This is a genomic window from Selenomonadales bacterium 4137-cl, assembly GCA_032334055.1.
In the GTDB taxonomy this organism is placed as follows: Bacteria; Bacillota; Negativicutes; order Sporomusales; family UBA7701; genus Anaeroselena; species Anaeroselena agilis.
On the sequence record JAUOZS010000001.1, the window covers coordinates 340,222 to 358,546 of the forward strand.

Sequence of the window (18,325 nt, forward strand, 5' to 3'; positions counted from 1 at the left end):
AACTTACGTTGTTCCTCGATAGCTCAATGGTAGAGCACGCGGCTGTTAACCGCGGGGTTGTAGGTTCGAGTCCTACTCGAGGAGCCAGAATGGCCCGTTGGTCAAGCGGTTAAGACACCGCCCTTTCACGGCGGGAACAGGGGTTCGAGTCCCCTACGGGTCACCATTCGGGCGATTAGCTCAGCTGGGAGAGCGCCTGCCTTACAAGCAGGATGTCGGCAGTTCGATCCTGTCATCGCCCACCAACTGAGTGAATAAGGGGTTGCGGCCGTCCGCAACGCAAGAACGGCTTATCCGCAAGGATAAGCCGTTCTTGCGTTGAAGGCGACTTATGCTCCCCGGATTCAGGGCAATAATCGTACTCTAGGGCCTATTTTGTGGTTTCAGGCAGGAAATAGGGCTTTTTTGGCGAAGAAACACAATATGTTGGTCTGGAATAATATACCGGGAGGTATATAATATGAACATTTTCGGCATACTGCTCGGCGCTGCGGCCATCGGCTCGCTCGGCAAGGGCGAAGCGCGGGAAATCCGGGAATTGAAGGCGAAACTCCCTGAGAACGAACGGGAAACGGTGCTGAAGGGTTACAAACAGTTGCCCGGGCAGGCCAAGAACGACTTCAAGGCGGCGCTGCGCAACGCTGATATGGCGGCAGCCAGCCAGATCCTCGGCCAAGATCTGACCAAATACAACATCGCCGCCGGCAAAAAGGACGCGGGCGTCAGCGACGACCCCGCCGCTTCGGCCAACGACTTCACCGCCCGCATCCAGCGCATCCTGGCCGTGCCGACGAGCATCGACCCCGAACTGGTGGCCGAGGCCGCTAAACGTTATGAGGCGGCTGTTCCCCGGGGGAGCAGCGAAAACATTATCGACAGAACAAACAGGCTGCTTGAACTAAAAGGGTAAGAAAAAAGAAGGTGCTCTTTACAAAGAGCACCTTCTTCCTGATTACTTGGGGCAAGCGGCCGGAGCCGTCTAGAAGCCAAGCTCCTCACCGACGACGATGACATGGGTTTCGGTGAAAGGCAGCTGCTTGCGGATGATGGTGGTAACGTTGCAGATGCGGCCGGGGCTTTGGCAATCCATACACATGCCGGTGACGGTACAAGGGTTGGTCTTGCCCAGCCGCTTGTTGTTGATCGGGGCGGCGTAGAGTTCGATGCGCCGTTCGGCCTCCTCCACGTCGCGGACGATTTTGTTCACGCCGACGACGATAATGACCTTTTTCGGCCCGAAGATCATGGCCGCTGCCCGGTTGCCGCTCCCGTCGACGTTGACCAGTTTGCCGTCCAGCGTGACCGCGTTCGTGCCGGTAAGGAAAACATCGCAGGAAAGCTGCTGGCGGCGGATGGCAACAGCCTCTTCGGGGGACAGGCCGGGCTTGCCGTGATTGTAGAGGGTGTTGCCGCGGTCTGCGAGGATAGCGGGGAGGCCGAGCTCGGTGCCGTTGGTCCACGAGCCGCCAATACCAACGGTGGCGTCGGCGGGGATAAGGCTCAGCACCTTGTCGACGGCTTCCTGGCGGGTCTTGACGTACGCTGCCTGGAAGTTGTTCTTGGACAGGGCTTCGACGGCCTTGGCGCCAAGGGTGTCATTGTGCCAGGCTTTGAAATCGTTCATATCGTACCTCCTTAGGAAATTATACGGATATTTTCGGCATTCGGGGGATAATACCCTTTCGAGGTGAGCCCCATGACTTCTGACCGTCTTAAATTTATCTTAGCGGCCTTCATCGTTCTCCTGGCGGTCGGCACGGCCGGTTTCATGGCGGTCGAGAAACTGTCGCCGCTGGACGCCTTCTATATGACAATCGTCACCATAGCCACCGTCGGCTACGGCGATATCGTGCCCGAAACCGCGGCGGGCAAGGTTTTTACCATGGTCCTGATCATCTGCGGCGTCGGCATGACCTACTACTCGTTCACATACCTGTTTGGCCTGGTGGTCGAGGGCCAGTTGAAAAACTTGATGGGGAGACGGGGCATGAACAGGAAGATCGCATCGCTGCACGGCCATATTATCGTCTGTGGCGCCGGCCGGGTCGGCGGCAACGTCATCAGGCGCCTCAGGCATGAAGCTGCCGACTATGTCGTAATCGAGAACAGCCAGGAGACATACGCGCTGTTGATGGAAGACAAGGAGACGGCCGTGCACGGTGACGCCACCCGCGACGAAGTGCTGCTGGCCGCCGGTATCGAACGGGCCAAAGGTGTGATAACGACCCTGTCCCACGACGCGGACAACGTCTATGTCACTCTAACCGCCAAGAGTCTCAATCCCCGGGTGAGGGTGGTCTCCAGGGCCGAGCGGCCGGAGGCCGAGGAGAAGCTGCGGCGGGCCGGCGCCGACACTGTGATTTTTCCGTCGGTGATGGGCGGACGCCAGATGGTTTCGGCCGTTACCAGGCCGGTAATCATGGATTTTGTGGAAAACGTCTTCTATAATCAGGAACTTCACCTGGATATCGCCGAGATCGCCGTCTCGCCGGAGTCGGTGCTCGCGGGGGTAAGGCTGGCCGCCAGCGGCATCAAGGAAAAATTCGACTCGATCGTCGTGGCCGTCAAGCGCGGCAACGAACTTATCACCACTCCTAGCGCCAACATGGTCATCGACGCCGGGGACATAATGATCGTCCTCGGCCATCGCGCCTCCCTGGGGCAACTTGTGGCCGCGGCGAAAGGCGCCGAAGCCTGATAACCGGCCAAAAACAGAAGACCCATCCGCGCGGATGGGTCTTCTGTTTTTTATCAGCTTTTAGGAAGCGGGCGCGTTGTCGCGCCTGAACCAGCCGCCGGGCAGCAGCATGGCGAGGGCGATGGTGCCAGCCGGCAGGACGGAGATGACGCTGAAGACGCTGGGGACGCCGAAGTGGTCGGCAACATAGCCCAGCACGGTTACGCCGATGCCGCCGAGGCCGATGCTGAACCCGATAGTAAGGCCGGCCGCCATGGCCTCGTAGCCAGGCATTATTTCCTGGGCGAGCACCAGCAGCGGCGAAAAGCTGGCGATCAGGGTAAAGCCGGTAACGGCCGCGAGCACGACTGTTACGAAGCCGCTGGTAAACTGGAACAGAGCGAGCAGCGGCCAGGATATCAGCATCGAGCCGACGATGAGCGTCTTGCGGCCGAACTTGTCGCTAAGCGTACCGCCGACAAAGGTTCCGACGACTCCCGCCATCATGAAGGCGGACAACAGGTAACCCGCGTAGACCGGACTGCCGCCGAGATAATTGACGTAATACAGAGGGATGAATGTTGTCAGGCCGGCCTGGATGGTTGTGCGTACAAGGATGAAGGCCAGGAGCACGGTCAGCAGGAAAACGGGCAGGGGGGCGCGGGGCTGGTCTTTTTTGCCGGCGGCTGCTGCCGCCGGCGGGGGCGAGACGCGAGGCAGGTTGAGCCATACGAGAAGGGCGGTGACGCCGGCCGGGAGGAGGAACCATATGGTATTTCCCATGCCCCCGGGGAAGGTCAGCAGTAAGCCCATAAAAATCGTTCCCAGCGCCATGCCGAAGTTGCCGCCGACGGAAAACACCGACATACTCTGGCCGCGTCGGCTGCTGGCGCTTACGAAGTGGGCGCTTTTCGACCCCTGGGGATGGAAGGCGGATACTCCCAGGCCGGTGATGATGACGATGGCCAGTAGAGTGGAATAGGAGCCGACCAGGCCGGTGACGGCGACACCGATCCCCGACAGCAGCACGCCCGCCGGGATGAGCCACGGCAGCGAAAGGCGGTCGGCGACGTAGCCGAAAGCTGGCTGAATAACCGACGAGGTTACATTTTGAGCCATTACGATAATGCCTACCTGAGCGTATGTCAGGTTGAAAGCGGTCTTGAGGAAGGGCAGCAGCACGGGCAGCGCCCCTTGGCTAAGATCGGTCACCGCGTGGCTGATGGCCAGGAGGATAAGCGGTAATGTCAGGACAGGTTCTTTGGCTATTTTCTCGGTCATTTGCTCAACTCCTTATCGCGTACATTATTACTATACTATAGCGGCGGCGCGTTGTCAGCGCTAGAAAACGCTGATAAACTAATTGCAATTATCAGTAAATTCTGTTAAAATAATAACATCTACCAGGTAAAGGGCAGGTGAAATAATGAGAGCGACAATCGGCGAAATCGGCAGACTGCTGCTGCAGAGTATCGGCACCGCTTTGGTACTTTCGCTGTTTTTTTGGAAAGCGATTCTCTGACCATGAAGCGAATTTGAGCCGCGCCGCCGGGCGTGGCTTTTATGTTGCCTTCGTTGCCGTCGGGATGCTATAATCTAAGAAGATATTGCCTTGACAAGGGGGAAGCACTGCATGTGGATGACCGCCAGCCTGCTCATCGCCGCTTTTGCCGCCTACTGGGTGTTCAACGACTCGCGCCGCCTCGGCAACGAAACAGGCACGGCCCTGATGTGGGCGCTGGGCACCTTCGCGTTCATGATCCTCTTTCTTCCCCTCTATCTCATTTTCGGCCGTAAACCAAAGGCCGTAAAACGTCCGGCCGAGGTCATCGACATCGACTCCATGCCGGTCGAGGAGACGATGAACTGCCCGATGTGCGGCGGCAAGGTCAAGGAAGAGTTCAAGAGCTGCCCATACTGCGGATATACGCTGAAACCGAAGTGCGAGAAATGCGGCCAGGAGCTGCGGAGAGACTGGAAGACATGCCCCTACTGCGAGGCGCCGGCAACCCCCAAGTAAAAACTGACAAAAAAAGTTGTCCGGTTTCATTAGACATAGAGCCGGCTGTGTGTTATAATACTATCTGTCGCATAACGATAAACGCGCCCGTAGCTCAGGGGATAGAGCGCCGGCCTCCGGAGCCGGGTGCGCAGGTTCGATTCCTGCCGGGCGCACCAGAAATGTCTCCAAATGCATGCCTGACGGCGTGCTTTTTTTATAGGGATAATATATGGAAAAGTTTACCCGATAAGGATGCTGTTTACTAGGCAGGGGGCCCCCTGGCGCTGATGGTTTAAAATGCCTGCCGGCGGGCATATTCCTTATGATAGCGCAATATCCGATTTGCGTCCGCGCAAGTGAAGAAATAGCAGAGAAGGTGATCCTGGATGATAATCGCCGTAGTGGACGGGATGGGCGGCGGCCTGGGGGCGCAGCTGATAACCCAGTTGACGGCCCAGTTCGGGGGCAAGGTCGAGGTCATAGCCCTCGGGACCAATGCCCTCGCCACAAGCAATATGGTGCGAGCAGGCGCGGCCCGCGGCGCCACCGGCGAAAACGCCGTCGTCGTGTCGCTGCCGAAGGCGGCCATCGTCGCCGGCCCGATCGGCATCGTTATCGCCAACGCCATGATGGGCGAGATTACGCCGCGGATCGCCGCGGCGGTCGCCGGCTGCGACGCCCATAAGGTGCTGCTGCCGGTAAGCCAGACCCACTTCGAGATCGTCGGCCTCGAGAGCCGGCCGATGGGGACGGTTATCAAGGACGCCGTCAACCGGATCGTCGTGCTTGTCCGTGAAAAGGAAGGCTGCTGACATGGTGACGGTGCGCGACAGGGTAAGATTCGTGGAGACGGATATGATGGGCGTAGTCCACCACGCCAACTATTTCCGCTGGTTCGAGATGGGGCGGGTGGAGTACCTAAGACAGGCCGGGGTCTATCTTCTCGACCTCATGGCCGCCGGCATTCTTTTCCCGATCACCGACGTCAGCTGCTCTTACCGGGCATCGGCCCGCTTCGACGACTGCCTGGCAATTGAAACGACCATGGAGGAATTATCGAAGGTCAAGATGGTGTTCTCCTACCGGGTAGTGCGCGAAGCTGACGGCGTGTTGCTCGCCACCGGCCGCACCCGGAACGCCTTCACCGACGAAGCCGGCAAGATAATCCGCCTGCCGGCGGCGCACTACGACCGCCTGGAGGCAATGTTCGCCGCGGAAGGAAAAGGATTATCCGCCACTTGACGCTCCCTGGCTGAAGCCGCATAAGATAAATGGCGCCCGGCCGATAATAACCTGGAGGAGGTGGCGCCATGAACGGCGAAGCGGCCATCGGAGTTTTTGACTCGGGCGTTGGCGGCCTCACGGTAGTAAAAGAGCTTGCCTGGCTGATGCCTGAGGAACACTACATCTATTTCGGCGACACGGCAAGAGCGCCCTACGGCTCGCGGCCGCCGTCCCAGATCCTGGCCTTCATGCGTCAGATATTGGATTTTTTCGCCGATCGGCAGGTGAAAATGGCCGTTTTCGCCTGCAACACCATGACGGCTCTCGGCCTGGAGGCCGCCCGGCACCACTACCCCTTCCCGCTGGTAGGCATGAACCCCGGTGCGCGGGTAGCGCTTAACGTGACCCGCAACAAGCATATCGGCGTCATCGCCACCCAGGCCGCCATCGCCAGCGGCAAACACGGCCAGGCGCTGACGAACCTCGACCCCGGCGTTACGGTTTTCCCCCAGGCTTGTCCCAAATTCGTGCCGTGCATCGAGCGGGGAATTCTCGACGGCGGCCCGCTTGAGGCGGCGGCGCAGGAATACCTTATGCCGCTTCGCGAAGAGCGGGTCGATACCCTTATCCTCGGCTGCACTCATTATCCGCTTATCAGCCCGCTTATCCGCCGGGTTATGGGCCCGGAAGTGAAACTCGTCGACCCCGCCTGCGAGACGGCGCTGGACGCCCGCCGCTGCCTGATCAAACATGGCCTTCTGGCCGGTTCCGGTCGCGGCTCCGTCCGCCTCTGCTTCTCCGGGGGACTCGACCGGGCCGAACTGCTGGCGGAAACCGTCATCGGCGACCGGCTGGCGGAGTTCGAATATGTCGATTTGCAGGATTACGCCTGTCCCTGACGTATATCCTGTGGTAAGAGAGGAAGATGACAGTGGAATTATTGTTGTTTTTAGTGATGGCGGCCGCGGTCGTGGCGGTCGTAGCCTGGCTTTTCATCGCCCGCCAGGGCGATGCCGAGTTCGATTTTCTCGTCGACCAGCGCGCCGATTTCAAACTTGAAGAAAAAAGCGGCGACCGGGCCGTTTTTTCCTGTGTGGTGCCGTTCGTGAACAAAGGGACTCAGGACGGAACGATCATGGATTGTTTCCCTCGCCACCTGCTGCCCCAGGAACAGTTCGACGCCGTGGAAGTCTCCTCGCGTCTGGAACTGGAGTCGCGGCGTCGCAGCGACGGCTATTTCGAGTCCCTTATCGTTCCCAAGACGGACGGCGGCGCGGTGATCGTCACCGTCGTCTTTACCGCCAAACGCGGCGATGTCCGGCAGGCTCTAGCCGACATGGTGGATATGCCGATCGAGATCTACTTCCAGATCGTCGCCCGCGGCAGATGGTACGTTGACAAACGGCGCGTCGTCATGACGGCCGACGAAGTGGCTGCGGCGCTTAAACCGGCCGTAGCCGGCGCATAGGAGGGACAAGCCATGGCAATTGTGGAACTCGTGCCCGTCAAGACCCGCATCCTCACTCCCCAGGACAATATCGTCGAAGCGATCGCCGCGTATGCAGGCGACAATATAGGCCCTGACGACGTCATTTCCGTCGCCGAGAGTGTCGTGGCCATAACCCAGGGCCGCATCGTCCGGCCCGAGGAAATGAACCCCTGCTTCCTCGCCAGGGCTATCTGCCGCCTAGTGCCTCAGAAAGGCAGCCTGTCGAGCGCCTACGGCATGCAGGCCGCGATGGACGCCGAAGGCAAATGGCGGGTCACGTTCGCCATGGTGCTCGGCATACTCGCCAAACTGGTGGGCAGGAGCGGCGTATTCTACGAGCTTGCCGGCGAACAGGCCGCTCTCATCGACGATGTCACCGGCACGATGCCGCCGTTCGACAAGCACATCGTATACGGCCCGAACGACCCCAACGGCGTGGCCGAAGCCATCAAAGCCCGCTTCGGCTGCCACGGGGCGGCGGTCGCCGATGTCAACGACCTGAAAAGGGCGGCCATCCTCGGCGTGACCGTCGGACTCAACCCGGCCCATCTGGCCCAGATCCTCATCGATAACCCTTTCGGCAACGCCAGCCAGCGGACGCCGATCGTGATAATAAAGAATTACGCCCAGGCCGCCCGCGAGCTTGCCGCCGGATAACCAAGGCGTTTTTTGAAAAGCGTCAACTGCGGCGTGGTTCATTAAGAACGAGGAACAAAGATGGCGAAAATCGGCATTACCACCACCATCCCGGCGGAGATCGTATTTGCCGCCGGACACACGCCGGTGGACCTCAACAACATCCTCATCAGCCATCCCGAGGCCGTGCGCCTGACCGAAGCCGCGGAGGAAGCCGGTTACCCCCGCAACATCTGCGGCTGGATCAAGGGACTGTATTCCGTCGTCGTCCAGGGCGGCGACATCGACACCGTCATCGCCGTCACCCAGGGGGACTGCAGCAACACCCACGCCCTGATGGAAACGTACGAGCTGGCGGGCGTCAGAACCATCCCGTTCGCATACCCCTTCGACCGCGACTACGATCTGCTCAAACTGCAGATGGAGAAGCTCATGGCCAGCCTCGGCACTGGCTGGGACGCGGTGAATGCCGCGAAACGCCGCTTGGACGGAGTTCGGGCCAAGGTGGCCGAAATCGACCGCCTCACCTGGCGGGAGGGGACGGTCAGCGGCTGGCACAACCACCTTTATCAGGTTAGCTGCAGCGACTTCAACGGCGATGTGGATGTTTTCGAACAGGAGGCGGACGCGTTCCTGGCCGCCGCCGGCAGCGCGGCCGAGTACTCCGAGGACGTGCGCCTGGGCTTTATCGGCGTGCCGCCCATCCTCACCGATCTCTATGAATATGTCGAGCGAATGGGCGCGCGCATCGTCTACAACGAGGTGCAGCGCCAGTTCGCCATGCCTTTCGCCACCGACGACATCGTCGAGCAATACCGGCTCTATACATATCCCTACGGCGTCTTCGGGCGCATCGAGGACATCAGGCGTGAAATCGAGCGCCGCAACATCGACGGTATCATCCACTATGTGCAGAGTTTTTGTTTCCGCCAGATCGAAGACATGATCTTTCGCGAGAAGCTGGATGTGCCCATCCTCACGGTGGAAGGCGACAAGCCCGGCAAGGTTGACGCCCGCACCCGCCTGCGGCTGGACAGCTTCCTGGAAATGCTGAGGTGAGGGCGGTGTTGTGCGGGATCGATCTCGGCAGCCGCAGCGTCAAGATCGTTTTGATGGCTGACAGGCAAATCGTAACCAAAAAAGTGCTTGAGACAGTCGATTTTTATCGTAACTTCGGCCGGCGCCTGAACGGCGAGATGGCAGTCGACTTCGCCGCTCTCGGCTTGGGAGCAAGCGAGGCGGTGGTCGCCACCGGCTATGGCCGCAATACGCTGGCCATCGCCGGCGCGACCGTCATCCCCGAGCTTAAGGCCCACGCCCTCGGCGCCGTCTGGCAGACGGGGCTGACCGACTTCACTCTCCTGGACCTCGGCGGGCAGGACAGCAAGGTCATTAAGGTGCGTAGGGGGAAGATGGTCGATTTTCAGACCAACGATAAGTGCGCCGCCAGCACGGGGCGCTACCTGGAAAATATGGCCGCGGTGCTGGGGATAAGCCTCGAAGAGCTCAGCCGCCACAGCGCCAATCCGGTCGAACTCAGCGCCACCTGCGCGATCTTCGGCGAGTCCGAGCTCATCGGCCGCATCGTCGAGGGCTTTACGGTACCCGAACTGGCGGCCGGCGTCAATTACACCATCTTCAAACGGGTGCGGCCGATGCTCGCCGCCCTGACCCGCGCGGGTGAAACCGTCGTTTTCACCGGCGGCGTGGCCATCGGCGAAGCCCTGCCGCGGATTATCGAACAGGAAGTGAGCGTAAAAGTGGTGGTGCCGGCGCGGCCGCAACTGAACGGGGCGATCGGCTGCGCTGTGCATGCTTTAAGTCTTGTGGCGGAGCAGAAGCAGGGTAGTAGATAAGCGTCGTAGTTGGACGCTTATCGGCGCGTCAATGGGAAGGAGGGATAGTATGCTGCTTGGCATCGATGTCGGCGGAACATACACCGACGCGGTCGTCGTGGCCGAGGGCAAGGTGATTGCCCAGGCCAAGGCGCCGACAACCCACGACGACCTCCTGGCCGGCATCCTCGCTGCCCTTGACCGGGTGCTCGACGGGGTGGACGCCGCCGGACTGCGGCGGGTAGCCCTGTCGACGACCATCGTCACCAACGCCGTCGTCGAGGGACGGCTGGAGCGGGTGGGCTTGCTTCTCCTCCCCGGTCCCGGTATGGACATCAGCGCCCTTGTGCCCGAGCGCCCACGGATATTATCGGGCTATATCGACCACCGCGGCCGCGAGACGGCCGCCCCGCGGGAGGCCGAGGTCGCATCCGCCTGCCGCGACCTGGATGGCTGCGAAGTTTACGCCGTCGCCGGCAAATTCGCCGTCCGCAACCCCGCCCACGAACAGGCGGTGGCCGGCTGGCTCAGGCGCCATGCCCGCCCCGCGCACATAACCCTCGGTTCGGCCGTCGCCGGCTCGCTGAACTTCTGGCGGCGCGCCAATTCGGCGTATTACAACGCCGCCGTCTGGCGCCATTTCGGCCGCTTTGCCCGCGCGGCGCAGGCGGCTGTCGCCGGCCGCGGCGTCACAGCTCCGGTCTACATCCTCAAGGCCGACGGCGGCACAATGCCGCTGGCGGCGGCCGGGGAGCGTCCGGTCGAGGCGGTGTTCACCGGTCCGGCGGCCAGCGTCCTCGGCATCATGGCGCTGGCGGCGCCGCGCGGCGAGGCCGTGTCGCTCGACATCGGCGGCACCACGACCGACATCGCCCTGTGGCGTGACGGTGCGCCGCTGTTCGCCGAACGGGGGGCGCAGATCGGCGACTATCCAACGGCTGTACGGGCATTTTGGCTGCGTTCGATCGGCATCGGCGGCGATAGCTTCGTCCGCAGGGAGAACGGCCGGATAATCATCGGGCCCGAAGGGCGCGGCCCTGCGATGGCGCTGGGCGGCCCCGCCCCCACCGTATCCGACGCGATGATCGTCGCCGGCGCGGCCGGTTTCGGCGACAAGGACAGGGCCGCGGAGGCCATGCGCCTTACCGCGGCCGGCGGCGAAACCGTACAGGAAACGGCGCGGTCCGTGCTCGCGGCCGCCGCCGAGGCCATCCAAGCCGCAATTGCAAACATGATTGATGAACGAGCCTCCGAACCCGTCTACCGGGTGGAAGACGCCGTCCGCGACCTGAGACCCCAGCCGGCGGCCCTAATCGGCGTGGGTGGTGCGGCCGCAGGCCTCGCTCCCCTGGTAGCCGAGCGGCTCGGTATCCGCTGCTCCGTCCCCGAAGGCGCGGTGGTGGCCAACGCGGTCGGCGCCGCCGTGGCCCGGCCGACGATTGAGGTTACTCTCCGCGCCGATACCGCCCAGGGCTACTACACCGTCGCCGAGCTCGGCCTCAGGGCGGCCCTGCCGTCCCGGCGCTTCACCCTCGCCAACGCCAGGGAACTGGCGGCCCGCCATCTGGCCGAACGCGCGGCCGCGGCCGGTATCCCGGTGGCGGACGTCGAATCGGTCTATGACGAAGAATTTAATCTCGTGCGCGGTTTCAGCACCACCGGCAAGATCATCGCCTGCCAGTTGCAGATAAAACCGGGCATATTCACCGCCGGGGAGGGAGTGTGATGGCCGTGAAACCGTTCGGGCTCGTCTTTTTTCCGGCGTTCGACTGGGCGCTGACGCCCACCCATCCCGAGCGTGAGGAGCGGCTGCTCTACACCCGCGACCAGATCGTCGAGGAGGGGCTGCTCGACATCCCCGGCATCCGCGAATACAAGCCCCGCCTGGCGACCCTCCGCGACGCCGACCGGGTCCATATCGGCGTGCCGGATATCGGCTCCCACATCACCGACGCCCACCTCGTCTCGGCCGGCGGAGCGATAACCGCCGCCGAGGCAGTGGTAAAAGGAGAGGTGGCGCGGGCGTTCGCCCTCGTGCGGCCTCCCGGCCACCATGCCATGCGGGTCGTTCACGGTACCCGGGGCTTCTGCACTATCAACATCGAAGCGGTGATGGTCGAATACCTGCGGCGCCACCACGGTATCAGGCGGGTGGCGATTGTCGACACCGACGTCCATCACGGCGATGGCACCCAGGACATCTTCTACCACGACCCTGACACGCTGTTCATATCCTTCCATCAGGACGGCCGCACCCTTTACCCCGGCAGCGGCTTCACCGACGAAGCCGGCAGCCCGCCCGCCCTCGGCACGACCATCAACCTGCCCCTGCCGCCGGGCACCACCGACGAGGGCCTCCACTACGTGCTCGACAACCTCATTATTCCGGTGTTGGAGGACTTCCGCCCCGACCTGGTCATCAACTCGGCCGGCCAGGATAACCATTACAGCGATCCGTTGGCGAGCATGGCCATCACCGCTCAGGGCTACGCCTCGCTGGCCGCCAAACTCCGCGCCGACGTAGCCGTCCTCGAAGGAGGCTACTCGATCGAGGATGCGCTGCCGTACGTCAACACCGGCATCATCCTCGCCATGGCCGGCCTCGACTACAGCCGGGTGGTCGAACCAGATATCGCCGCCGCGCCGCGCGGCCTGTCGGACGGTACGCGGGCTTACCTCAGGGAACTGGTCGCCAAACAGGGCGCCCTGTGGCGGGAACGCGAGTCGCTGAGCAGCGCCGCGGCCGCAAAGGCCGGGGATTTCTGGACGCGTCGCCGGGGCATCTACTACGACGACAGCGGCATCAGCGAACAGCAAGTCGAGCGACTGCGCCTCTGCCCCCATTGCCGCGGCTACCTCGCCGTCGCCACCGAGGCCGAGGGGCATCGCACCGGCTACCAGTCCGCCTTCGCCGCCGTGGTGCCGCGGGAAAGCTGCCCGGCGTGCCGGCAAGGCGCCAAGGATGCGGTGTTGGCTGCCAAGCGCCAGGGCAAATATCAGCATTACTACATCCAGGACAAGGAAAACGATTCGTTGGAGCGGGTCTAACCCGCGGGGAGGCAACATATGACGAGAAGCGACGGGCGCGAGGCCTTCGATCTGCGCCGGGTGAAAATTGTCCGCAACTATCTGAAATACGCCGAAGGCTCGGTGCTGGTCGAATTCGGCGACACCAAGGTTATCTGCGCCGCCAGCGTCGAAGAACGGGTGCCGTTCTTCCTCAAAGGCACCGGCGAGGGCTGGGTGACGGCCGAATATTCGCTTATGCCGCGCTCCACCCAGGTGCGCAACGTCCGCGAGGTCGCCAAAGGCAAACCCAGCGGCCGTACCCACGAAATCCAGCGTCTTATCGGCCGGGCGCTGCGCAGCGTCACCAACCTGAAAGCCCTTGGCGAACGCACCGTAACCGTCGATTGCGACGTCGTTCAGGCCGACGGCGGCACCCGCACCGCCTCAATCACCGGCGCCTTCGTGGCGCTGGTCGACGCGGTAAACACCTTTTACGCTCCCGAAACTACCTTTCCCGTAACCGATTTCCTGGCGGCGGTCAGCGTCGGCGTCGTCGACGGCGAAGTATTGCTCGACCTATGCTACGAGGAAGACTCCAGGGCGCTCGTCGATCTTAACCTCGTCATGACCGGCGAAGGCCATTTCGTGGAAGTGCAGGGGACCGGCGAGAAGGCTCCCTTCAGCAGGGAGCAGCTTAAAGACATGCTGGCGGCCGGCGAGAAGGGCGTCGCCGAGCTTATCGACTACCAGAAGGATGTGCTGGGTCAATTGGCCTGGAGGATCGGACGGGCATGATCTCAATCGTCGTTGCGACCGGCAACAAGGGCAAGGTGAAAGAAATCGCCGCCGCCCTCGCCGCCCTGCCGGTCGAAGTATTGGCCCTCGATAAATTTCCCGCCATTCCCGAGGCGGAGGAAAACGGCGACACCTTCGCCGCCAACGCCGTCCTCAAGGCCACCCACTACGCCCTCCACACCGGAATGCCGTGCCTGGCCGACGATTCGGGGCTGGAGGTCGACGCCCTGAACGGGGCGCCCGGCGTTTACTCGGCCCGCTACGCCGGCCCGGGAGCCACCGATGAAGCCTGCAACGCCAAACTGCTGGCCGCGCTCGCCGACGTGCCCCAAAATGAGCGGACGGCCCGTTTCCGCTGCGTCCTGGCCTACGTCGACCCCGACGGGGCTCTGCTGACCGCCGAAGGCACCTGCGAAGGGACCATCCTCCGGGAGCCCCGGGGGACGGGCGGCTTCGGCTACGACCCCCTCTTCCTGTTGCCGGGCGCGGCCAAGACGATGGCCGAAATGACCATTGAGGAAAAAAACGCCGTCAGCCATCGCGGGCAGGCGCTCCGCAACATGGCGACGACGCTGGCGAGGTATATCCATGAGAATCGGCGTGCTTAGCGACAGTCACGGATCGCTGGCGGCGATCAGACGGGCGGTGGCGGCGGCCGGGCCGGTGGCCATGTGGCTCCACGCCGGCGACTACAGCCAGGACGCCCGCCATCTTGCCGACCTTACCGGTCTGCCGGTAAAGGCGGTGGCCGGCAATTGCGACGGCGTCACAGACGCTAAAATCGACGAGTTCATCGAGGCCGGCGGCCGGAAAATATGGCTGACCCACGGGCACCGGTACAACGCCAAGGAACGAAGGGGCGAGCTTTTGTGGTGGGGCCGCCAGTACGGCGTCGACGTCGTGGTATACGGTCATTCCCACGTGCCCGACATCAGCCGCCAGGACGGAGTGCTGCTGTTCAATCCCGGCGGCGCCGTCCACCCCCGCGGCGGCCATCCGCCCAGCTGCGGCGCGCTGGTGCTCGACGGCGGCGAAACCGGAGCAGAGATTATAGAGATATAAACACCTTTTTCTGCAGCGGGTTTGACCCGTGGCTAATTATCCTTGTTATGGGATGGGGAACGATGGTAGTGGAACTAATCAGGGTCGTACGACGGGAATATAAGTCTATCCTGATAGTCGTCCTGCTGGTCGGGCTGGCCGGCCTCGCTTACATTTACCCTTTCCACACCCACTTCCGATTCACGGTCAGCGTAGCCGTCCTGGCGACGCTGCTTCTCTATTTCCCCCGCCTGCCGACCTTCACGACCGCTGTTCTGTCCGGCATCGCCATCTTTATCGGCCGCAGCGCCGTGCAGATGACTTTCGATCCTGTAGGCCTCACCCAGGTGATGATGATCAACTCGCCGGCGATCGTCTACTACATTTCCTATGGAGCCTGCTTTCAAGCCCTCCGCATCCGCAGGCTGGTGGACAACCTGCCGGCCCTTATCCTCTTTCTCAGCGTCAGCGACGTTTTCAGCAACATTGTCGAGCTTCTCACCCGCGGCGAACCCCTCAAGGGCAACCCCGAGACCGTCTTCTCCAGCCTGGTGGGAGTGGCGGTGCTGCGCGCCGTCCTGGCTGTCGGCGCTTACTACGTTCTCCGGCGTTATCAGGCGTTCGTGCTGGCAGAGGAACAGGTGGCCCGCTACACCGAGCTTACCGTCATGATCGCGCAGCTCAAAGCCGAGCTCTATTACCTGAAAAAGTCCTCCCAGGACATCGAGCAGGTTATGGAAGACAGCTATTGGCTGTATAAAAGACTATACACTCGCGACAGCGCCGACTCCGACGCCGCTCAGGCCCTGGCGGTGGCCCGCAACATCCACGAGGTCAAGAAGGATTACTCCCGCGTGGTGACAGGCATCGAGAACATCCTGCAGCCCTCGGCCACTCTCCATGGCCTCAGACTGGCGGAGATCTTCTTCGTCATCGAGCAAAACACCCGGCGCTATCTGGCCGGCCACGACAAAAACATCGCCATCTCGTTCAAGCACGAGTACGATTTTGTCACCGACCAGCACTATGCCATCGTATCCATCCTTGACGACCTCATTATCAACGCCATCGAAGCCTGCGGCGACACTGGCGCGATCAGGGTGACCGAGCGGGCGTCGGCAGGGGAAATCGTCTTTGCCGTTGAAGATAACGGATGCGGCATCAAGGCGGAAGACTTCGACCTGTTGTTCGAAGTCGGCTACTCCACCAAGTTTTGCCCCGAGACAGGCAAAATGTCCACCGGGCTCGGGCTGTCGCACGTCAAGAACCTCACCGAGATGCTGGCGGGGACGGTCGAGCTGGAGTCGGAGGTCGGGAGAATGACGAAGTTCACGGTCAGGCTGCCGGTGAGGAGTATCGTGCTGCCCGGCGAATGGGCGGAAGAAGGAGGAACCTGATGGCGTTACGATTTGTTGTCGTCGACGACGATGTCAGCGTGCGCAAGATAATCCGCAATATCATCGAAAAAAACGACCTGGGGACGGTAGTGGCCGAGAGCGCCGAAGGACTGGAGGCCGAGAAGCTCATCGTCGAGTGCCGTCCTGACATCGCTGTGGTCGATCTGCTGTTGCCCGGGCAGGACGGCGTCGAACTCATCCGCAGGCTCCGGGAGCAAGAGACGCCCGTGTCATTCATCATGATTTCCGAATCGAACAGCCAGCCAATGATAACCCAGGCTTACCAGCACGGCATCGAATTCTATATTCACAAACCGGTCAACGTACTGGAAATCATAACCGTCATCAACAAGGTCAGAGAGAGCCGCGAACTCAAAAAAGCCATGTCTCTCATTTCCCGGGCCACCGCGCCTTACGCGGCCCCGGCGGCGGCCGCGCCGGCAACGGAAGGCGGCCTCCCGAAGAACGTGCTCTACAAGGTATTTTCCGACCTCGGCATCCTCGGCGAAGTAGGCGCCAAGAGCATTTACCAGATGGCGAAGCTCCTGGCCGACAGCGGCCGCCTCGCCAACGATTCGCCCTATCAGTTGAACGAAATCTATCAGCATATGGCCCAGGACGCCGGGCAGGACACCAAGACCATCGAGCAGCGGGTGAGGCGCGCCATCGCCAAGGCGCTCCAGAATCTCGCCAACATCGGTATCGAAGACTACCACAACGACCGCTTCCAGACGTACAGCACCGCCCTGTTCGACTTCAGCGAGGTGCGCCAGGAAATGAACTTTGTCCAGGACAAAAGCCCGTACCATGGCAAGATCAACGTGAAAAAGTTTATCGAGGGACTCGTTTTTCTCGCGTCGAACGAACGGGCCTGAGAATAAAGATAAATATAAAAGCGACCGTGCGGTTGGCGCGGTCGCTTTGTCTTTTCTATTCTTCTACCTTACGGCGTTCCTGGTTTTTTTCCCCTATATGCAGCAGCAGCGTCTGTTCGGCGTTGTCAATATGCTTGCGGGCGAGTTGCTGTGCGAGAGTTGCGTTGCGCCGGGCCAGCGCCTCGACGATGCGGCGGTGTTCCTCGAGCGAGCGCTTCGCCCGGCCGGGATAGCCGTAGGAGATGGTCCGGAAGACGGTCAGCTTTTCTCGCAGGTTGCTGATGATGGTGGCCAAGGTCTTATTGTTGGTGGCGCCGTATAGAATGTCGTGAAAACGGCAGTCGGCCTCGACGATTTTCGCCGTATCGCCTTTATCGATGTATTCGCCGATTTCCACCAGCATTCTCTCCAGATGCTCCAGGTCATCCTCGCCGATTCGTTCGGCCGCCAGGCCGGCTGCGAGCACTTCAAGGGCGGAACGGATCTCGAACACCTCGTTGATATCGCGGATGGATATATCGGCTACGTAGGTGCCGCGGCGGGGCGCCATAACCACAAACCCTTCCTGCTCTAGCTTGCGGATTGCCTCGCGGACGGGGGTTCGGCTCACCCTGAGCTGCTCGGCCAACTGGTTCTCCATCAGGCGCTCTCCCGGCTGCAGCAGGCCGCTGGTAATGGCGTTGCGCAGGACATCGAAAACCACTTCGCGGAGCGGTTTGTAATTGTCGAGATGGATAGGCGACATGCTGCCCATGGGCTTGTTTCCTCCTGGCGGTTGCGTTGGCTATACAGAAAAATACACAGATATAAAATATCATAGTTTTTTATCTGCGGTCAATTATTTTTACCGCGTAGCCGCCGCCGAACGCCATCTGTCCGTTAATCAAGAGAGGAGTTATAAAAACTACAATAATTATAGCAATTAGAATTGCGGTATATTGGTCAGACCGGCGGCAGGCAAAGCCCTTAGCGGCAGCGATTGACCCGTAACCCGTCCGGCGGGTATTTATAAATATTAGAATGCAGCCGGGTAGAACTCGCCGCCAAGCCTTGAAAACAGTGGATCGACTTGTTGGCACGCTATTTGCATGATATTGAGGCATGGTTTACTACTGTAGTGGGGAGGGGTATTTGCGATGAAGAGAGGTCAATGGTGCGAACATCTCGAAAAGACATCGAAGTATACCACGATAGGGTACGATTTCGACGACCGGAAGCTGACGCTGAGGGTGCAGACGTGGTTATGCCCCGAATGCGGGGTGCATGGCGCTCACAGCGAGATAATCGATCTGCCGCCCGGCAACTGTGGCGCCAACCGGGAATAACGGATAATCACACTTCACCA

The 18,325-nt window shown here is 61.2% G+C and carries 21 protein-coding genes and 4 tRNA genes; 22 read left to right on the plus strand and 3 right to left on the minus strand.

Annotation, left to right across the window (positions count from 1 at the left end):
- The first annotated feature begins 12 nt into the window (after positions 1-12).
- The 4 genes from Q4T40_01540 to Q4T40_01555 all read left to right on the plus strand — a co-directional run bounded on the left by Q4T40_01540 (position 13) and on the right by Q4T40_01555 (position 910).
- Positions 13-87, plus strand: a tRNA-Asn gene (locus tag Q4T40_01540).
- A 4-nt stretch (positions 88-91) separates the two neighbouring features.
- Positions 92-166: transfer RNA gene (locus Q4T40_01545), tRNA-Glu, on the plus strand.
- A 3-nt stretch (positions 167-169) separates the two neighbouring features.
- Positions 170-245: transfer RNA gene (locus tag Q4T40_01550), tRNA-Val, on the plus strand.
- A 215-nt stretch (positions 246-460) separates the two neighbouring features.
- Positions 461-910 (plus strand): hypothetical protein, encoded by a 450-nt coding sequence (locus tag Q4T40_01555; GenBank protein MDT8899934.1) that lies wholly within the window; start codon positions 461-463, stop codon positions 908-910.
- A 69-nt stretch (positions 911-979) separates the two neighbouring features.
- Here the strand turns inward: Q4T40_01555 and Q4T40_01560 are convergent, their stop codons facing one another.
- On the minus strand, positions 980-1,624 hold the full coding sequence (locus tag Q4T40_01560; GenBank protein MDT8899935.1) for a lactate utilization protein: 645 nt from the start codon (positions 1,622-1,624) through the stop codon (positions 980-982).
- Between the two features lie 72 nt (positions 1,625-1,696).
- Between Q4T40_01560 and Q4T40_01565 the strand changes: the two genes are divergently transcribed.
- The gene (locus tag Q4T40_01565; protein MDT8899936.1) at positions 1,697-2,698 is read left to right on the plus strand and encodes a potassium channel protein; all 1,002 of its coding nucleotides are present in this window, start codon (positions 1,697-1,699) and stop codon (positions 2,696-2,698) included.
- A gap of 60 nt (positions 2,699-2,758) precedes the next feature.
- Here Q4T40_01565 and Q4T40_01570 read toward each other — a convergent pair whose 3' ends face one another.
- A complete protein-coding gene (locus tag Q4T40_01570) occupies positions 2,759-3,958 on the minus strand; it encodes an MFS transporter (GenBank protein MDT8899937.1) in 1,200 nt (399 codons plus the stop codon).
- Positions 3,959-4,310: 352 nt separating this feature from the next.
- On the opposite strand from Q4T40_01570, the gene Q4T40_01575 reads away from it, so the two are divergent.
- The 16 genes from Q4T40_01575 to Q4T40_01650 all read left to right on the plus strand — a co-directional run bounded on the left by Q4T40_01575 (position 4,311) and on the right by Q4T40_01650 (position 16,980).
- Positions 4,311-4,697 carry a zinc ribbon domain-containing protein gene (locus tag Q4T40_01575; protein ID MDT8899938.1) on the plus strand — a complete coding sequence of 129 codons (387 nt, stop codon included), beginning with the start codon at positions 4,311-4,313 and terminating at the stop codon, positions 4,695-4,697.
- An 83-nt stretch (positions 4,698-4,780) separates the two neighbouring features.
- Positions 4,781-4,855, plus strand: a tRNA-Arg gene (locus Q4T40_01580).
- A gap of 210 nt (positions 4,856-5,065) precedes the next feature.
- Positions 5,066-5,491: a DUF3842 family protein gene (locus Q4T40_01585; protein MDT8899939.1), complete on the plus strand. Its 426-nt coding sequence runs from the start codon at positions 5,066-5,068 to the stop codon at positions 5,489-5,491.
- A gap of 1 nt (position 5,492) precedes the next feature.
- Positions 5,493-5,921: a thioesterase family protein gene (locus Q4T40_01590; protein MDT8899940.1), complete on the plus strand. Its 429-nt coding sequence runs from the start codon at positions 5,493-5,495 to the stop codon at positions 5,919-5,921.
- Positions 5,922-5,989: 68 nt separating this feature from the next.
- Positions 5,990-6,802: a glutamate racemase gene (murI, locus tag Q4T40_01595; GenBank protein ID MDT8899941.1), complete on the plus strand. Its 813-nt coding sequence runs from the start codon at positions 5,990-5,992 to the stop codon at positions 6,800-6,802.
- Positions 6,803-6,834: 32 nt separating this feature from the next.
- On the plus strand, positions 6,835-7,371 hold the full coding sequence (locus tag Q4T40_01600; protein MDT8899942.1) for a hypothetical protein: 537 nt from the start codon (positions 6,835-6,837) through the stop codon (positions 7,369-7,371).
- A gap of 12 nt (positions 7,372-7,383) precedes the next feature.
- The gene (locus Q4T40_01605) at positions 7,384-8,049 is read left to right on the plus strand and encodes a coenzyme F420-0:L-glutamate ligase (GenBank protein ID MDT8899943.1); all 666 of its coding nucleotides are present in this window, start codon (positions 7,384-7,386) and stop codon (positions 8,047-8,049) included.
- A 60-nt stretch (positions 8,050-8,109) separates the two neighbouring features.
- On the plus strand, positions 8,110-9,087 hold the full coding sequence (locus tag Q4T40_01610) for a 2-hydroxyacyl-CoA dehydratase (protein MDT8899944.1): 978 nt from the start codon (positions 8,110-8,112) through the stop codon (positions 9,085-9,087).
- A 5-nt stretch (positions 9,088-9,092) separates the two neighbouring features.
- Positions 9,093-9,884: an acyl-CoA dehydratase activase gene (locus Q4T40_01615; GenBank protein MDT8899945.1), complete on the plus strand. Its 792-nt coding sequence runs from the start codon at positions 9,093-9,095 to the stop codon at positions 9,882-9,884.
- A gap of 49 nt (positions 9,885-9,933) precedes the next feature.
- A complete protein-coding gene (locus Q4T40_01620; protein MDT8899946.1) occupies positions 9,934-11,589 on the plus strand; it encodes a hydantoinase/oxoprolinase family protein in 1,656 nt (551 codons plus the stop codon).
- Positions 11,589-12,911 carry a histone deacetylase gene (locus tag Q4T40_01625; protein MDT8899947.1) on the plus strand — a complete coding sequence of 441 codons (1,323 nt, stop codon included), beginning with the start codon at positions 11,589-11,591 and terminating at the stop codon, positions 12,909-12,911. The genes Q4T40_01620 and Q4T40_01625 overlap by 1 nt, the downstream gene beginning before the upstream one ends.
- 18 nt (positions 12,912-12,929) lie before the next feature.
- Positions 12,930-13,667, plus strand: a complete 738-nt coding sequence (rph, locus tag Q4T40_01630) for a ribonuclease PH (protein ID MDT8899948.1) — start codon at positions 12,930-12,932, stop codon at positions 13,665-13,667.
- Positions 13,664-14,275, plus strand: coding sequence for an XTP/dITP diphosphatase (locus Q4T40_01635; GenBank protein ID MDT8899949.1), 612 nt, complete (start codon positions 13,664-13,666; stop codon positions 14,273-14,275). The genes rph and Q4T40_01635 overlap by 4 nt, the downstream gene beginning before the upstream one ends.
- The gene (locus tag Q4T40_01640; GenBank protein ID MDT8899950.1) at positions 14,256-14,729 is read left to right on the plus strand and encodes a metallophosphoesterase; all 474 of its coding nucleotides are present in this window, start codon (positions 14,256-14,258) and stop codon (positions 14,727-14,729) included. Before Q4T40_01635 ends, Q4T40_01640 begins: the two co-directional genes overlap by 20 nt.
- Before the next feature lie 62 nt (positions 14,730-14,791).
- Positions 14,792-16,105, plus strand: coding sequence for an ATP-binding protein (locus Q4T40_01645; protein ID MDT8899951.1), 1,314 nt, complete (start codon positions 14,792-14,794; stop codon positions 16,103-16,105).
- Positions 16,105-16,980: a response regulator gene (locus Q4T40_01650; GenBank protein MDT8899952.1), complete on the plus strand. Its 876-nt coding sequence runs from the start codon at positions 16,105-16,107 to the stop codon at positions 16,978-16,980. Before Q4T40_01645 ends, Q4T40_01650 begins: the two co-directional genes overlap by 1 nt.
- Positions 16,981-17,035: 55 nt before the next feature.
- Here the strand turns inward: Q4T40_01650 and Q4T40_01655 are convergent, their stop codons facing one another.
- A complete protein-coding gene (locus tag Q4T40_01655; protein MDT8899953.1) occupies positions 17,036-17,734 on the minus strand; it encodes a GntR family transcriptional regulator in 699 nt (232 codons plus the stop codon).
- A gap of 382 nt (positions 17,735-18,116) precedes the next feature.
- Between Q4T40_01655 and Q4T40_01660 the strand changes: the two genes are divergently transcribed.
- The gene (locus Q4T40_01660) at positions 18,117-18,305 is read left to right on the plus strand and encodes a hypothetical protein (GenBank protein MDT8899954.1); all 189 of its coding nucleotides are present in this window, start codon (positions 18,117-18,119) and stop codon (positions 18,303-18,305) included.
- The last annotated feature ends 20 nt before the right edge of the window (positions 18,306-18,325 follow it).

Excerpts from the sequence above, each read along its gene's own strand:
- Q4T40_01655 (MDT8899953.1), bottom strand. The coding sequence starts at position 17,734 with ATGGGCAGCATGTCGCCTATCCATCTCGACAATTACAAACCGCTCCGC.
- murI (MDT8899941.1), top strand. The coding sequence starts at position 5,990 with ATGAACGGCGAAGCGGCCATCGGAGTTTTTGACTCGGGCGTTGGCGGC.
- Q4T40_01620 (MDT8899946.1), top strand. The coding sequence starts at position 9,934 with ATGCTGCTTGGCATCGATGTCGGCGGAACATACACCGACGCGGTCGTC.
- Q4T40_01650 (MDT8899952.1), top strand. The coding sequence starts at position 16,105 with ATGGCGTTACGATTTGTTGTCGTCGACGACGATGTCAGCGTGCGCAAG.
- Q4T40_01660 (MDT8899954.1), top strand. The coding sequence starts at position 18,117 with ATGAAGAGAGGTCAATGGTGCGAACATCTCGAAAAGACATCGAAGTAT.
- Q4T40_01575 (MDT8899938.1), top strand. The coding sequence starts at position 4,311 with ATGTGGATGACCGCCAGCCTGCTCATCGCCGCTTTTGCCGCCTACTGG.
- Q4T40_01625 (MDT8899947.1), top strand. The coding sequence starts at position 11,589 with ATGGCCGTGAAACCGTTCGGGCTCGTCTTTTTTCCGGCGTTCGACTGG.
- Q4T40_01590 (MDT8899940.1), top strand. The coding sequence starts at position 5,493 with ATGGTGACGGTGCGCGACAGGGTAAGATTCGTGGAGACGGATATGATG.
- Q4T40_01560 (MDT8899935.1), bottom strand. The coding sequence starts at position 1,624 with ATGAACGATTTCAAAGCCTGGCACAATGACACCCTTGGCGCCAAGGCC.
- Q4T40_01645 (MDT8899951.1), top strand. The coding sequence starts at position 14,792 with ATGGTAGTGGAACTAATCAGGGTCGTACGACGGGAATATAAGTCTATC.
- Q4T40_01640 (MDT8899950.1), top strand. The coding sequence starts at position 14,256 with ATGAGAATCGGCGTGCTTAGCGACAGTCACGGATCGCTGGCGGCGATC.
- rph (MDT8899948.1), top strand. The coding sequence starts at position 12,930 with ATGACGAGAAGCGACGGGCGCGAGGCCTTCGATCTGCGCCGGGTGAAA.
- Q4T40_01565 (MDT8899936.1), top strand. The coding sequence starts at position 1,697 with ATGACTTCTGACCGTCTTAAATTTATCTTAGCGGCCTTCATCGTTCTC.
- Q4T40_01610 (MDT8899944.1), top strand. The coding sequence starts at position 8,110 with ATGGCGAAAATCGGCATTACCACCACCATCCCGGCGGAGATCGTATTT.
- Q4T40_01635 (MDT8899949.1), top strand. The coding sequence starts at position 13,664 with ATGATCTCAATCGTCGTTGCGACCGGCAACAAGGGCAAGGTGAAAGAA.
- Q4T40_01570 (MDT8899937.1), bottom strand. The coding sequence starts at position 3,958 with ATGACCGAGAAAATAGCCAAAGAACCTGTCCTGACATTACCGCTTATC.
- Q4T40_01585 (MDT8899939.1), top strand. The coding sequence starts at position 5,066 with ATGATAATCGCCGTAGTGGACGGGATGGGCGGCGGCCTGGGGGCGCAG.
- Q4T40_01605 (MDT8899943.1), top strand. The coding sequence starts at position 7,384 with ATGGCAATTGTGGAACTCGTGCCCGTCAAGACCCGCATCCTCACTCCC.
- Q4T40_01555 (MDT8899934.1), top strand. The coding sequence starts at position 461 with ATGAACATTTTCGGCATACTGCTCGGCGCTGCGGCCATCGGCTCGCTC.